The organism is Lactobacillus sp. UMNPBX1 (genome assembly GCF_002554085.1).
Classification (GTDB): domain Bacteria; phylum Bacillota; class Bacilli; order Lactobacillales; family Lactobacillaceae; genus Lactobacillus; species Lactobacillus crispatus.
The window spans coordinates 1-2,338 of sequence record NZ_PCZI01000041.1 but is presented as its reverse complement, the minus strand read 5'-3'; the positions used below and the strand labels follow the sequence as shown (position 1 = coordinate 2,338).

Sequence of the window (2,338 nt, the reverse complement as noted above, 5' to 3'; positions counted from 1 at the left end):
ATTCTGGATTCGGAAACCCTTGAAGCTTATTTACCGTGGCAAGAGAAGATCCAGATAAATTGTAAATAAAAGAACTTAAATAACCGTCTCAGTATAACAGTAACTAGGACGGTTTTTAAGTACACTATTTTATTTGACGCTTACGATTTTTTACGTTTGTAAGTAAGAAGTAAAAAAACTGTCATCGCCTTTAACTTTTATGAAATATTTTAATGAAATAATGAAAATAGCAGTTATATAAGGGAAGGTGATAAACGTGAAAAATAAACTCATTATATTTATGACAACTGCGCTATTTATGTTAGCTATTATTGTAATGGGTCAAAATAGAGTAGATGCTGCATCCTGGGGAGCTAAGAACTTATTTACTACGCCAAAGAAAACTCGCGGAACATGGTACTATAAGCATGAAGGCAAAATCAAGAAGCTTAAAATCGCAACGCATACATTTAATAAAATCAAATTGTATAAAATGTTGAGCAGTAATAAAGCAATTAAGTGGACTAAAAAATTAGCTAAGGCTGATAAGAAATCAGGATATAAATTAGCTCAAAAGGTTGGTATTTCTCAGTATGAAGCTACTGATTTTAAATTTCATAAAACACCAGGTTTTGCTGCTAATGGCTGGCTATCTAGCGATAGAGCAGATTCAGGACACACTTATGTTGCTATAAAGAAAAAAGATAAAAGTAATAATGATAAAGTAGATGCACTGAGAGTAGGAAATGGAGCAGATAATTCATTTTTATATTATTGCTATAAGAGCAAAAAATTAGTCAAATAGGTTATAATAATTTTATTGATTATTCAATCACATTTTTATATTTTGCACTGAAATCTTAATTCAGTGCTTTTTTCATGAGGATTAGACTAAATAAGATGATAATACGCCAGCGAAAAAATTATTTAACTTCTCAATTTTTATCTAAGATTAGTGCAGATGGAACTTTGAATATTGAAAGTTTGATTGTTCTGACTTGCGCAATTTTTATTGCAAGTGTTGGATTAAATGTTAATTCAACAGCTACTATTATTGGTGCAATGTTAATTTCACCTTTGATGGGACCGCTGCTAGCAATTGGCACAGGCCTTGCTTTATATGATGTTACTTTGCTGCGTAAAGGAACGATTTCATTATTAGCAGAAATTATTATTAGTTTAGCTGCATCTACAATTTATTTTCATTTTTCTCCTTTGACTTATGCTAGCCAAGAAATTATTGCACGAACTTCACCAACGATTTGGGATGTAATGATTGCGTTTTTTGGAGGAGTTGCTGGAATAATCGGTGCACGTAAAAAAGAAGCAAATAATATCGTACCTGGTGTAGCGATTGCAACAGCCTTAATGCCACCAGCTTGTACGATAGGGTATTCAATTGCAGTAGGCAATCTTAAATATTTTTTAGGATCAAGTTATTTGTTTTTGATTAATTGCGTTTTCATAATTTTGACTGCTTTTTTGGGTGTAAAAATTATGAAATGGCTAAGTTATTCTACTAAGCAATCTAAGTTGTTTTTCTTAAGCAAGCCAACCTTTAAAGAGTTTGCGATAATTTTAGTAGTAATTATTTTAATTATTCCTAGTATCTTATCAGCTAATCAGATGGTGAATAAAACTCTAGTAGATCAAAATGTTCAAAATCTTGTTGTTAATGAGTTAGGCAATGTTAATCTGATTAAAGAAAATGTCGATACGCAAGGAAAAATAATTAATCTTACAGTTTCAGGTAATAAAATTAATGCTAAGAAAATTCAAGTGGCTAAAGCAAACTTAACAAAATATGACCTGAAAGGCTATTCACTGAATATTGTACAAGTAGCTCAGGTTAATCCCAATGCAGAAAATCAATTAGATCGACAAGTAAATAATATTATTAATCAGCGTCAGCATGAACAAGAACAAGCTGATGAAAAACGTCAACAAGAACAAGAAAAACGTAATCAAGAAATTCGTAAACTGTCCTCTGCAATATCTTCTGTTACTGCAGTTAGTGATAATAAAAATAAGCAAATTACTTTGATAGAGTTAAAAAAGCCGCTATCTAAGAAGAGAAAAAACGCCTTAGTAAGACAAATAAAAGATAAATATCCAAATATTAATTTAGTGGAATTTGTTCAAGAAAATATTAAAAATTAGAAAGTATATAGCATATTACTTTTATTGTGAAATATCTTGATACTAAAATAAATTTTGTAAAGTTTGTTTTATTATAAAAACGTAAATTGCAATAATAAATTGAACATTTAGGCTGTTTGATAGATTTTATCTAATTCTCTTTCGAAGATTTCATCTGGTGTGTGATATGCCAGGATCTTTCTGGGTAAAGAGTTGCACC

At 30.4% G+C, this 2,338-nt stretch carries 2 protein-coding genes; both read left to right on the top strand.

Annotated features, from left to right (window positions below):
* Positions 1 to 247 precede the first annotated feature (247 nt).
* Complete coding sequence (locus tag CP352_RS10635) at positions 248 to 784, top strand: hypothetical protein (protein WP_098034947.1); 537 nt, start codon at positions 248 to 250, stop codon at positions 782 to 784.
* 95 nt (positions 785 to 879) lie between these two features.
* Positions 880 to 2,139, top strand: a complete 1,260-nt coding sequence (locus tag CP352_RS10630) for a DUF389 domain-containing protein (RefSeq protein WP_098034946.1) — start codon at positions 880 to 882, stop codon at positions 2,137 to 2,139.
* Positions 2,140 to 2,338: the final 199 nt, after the last annotated feature.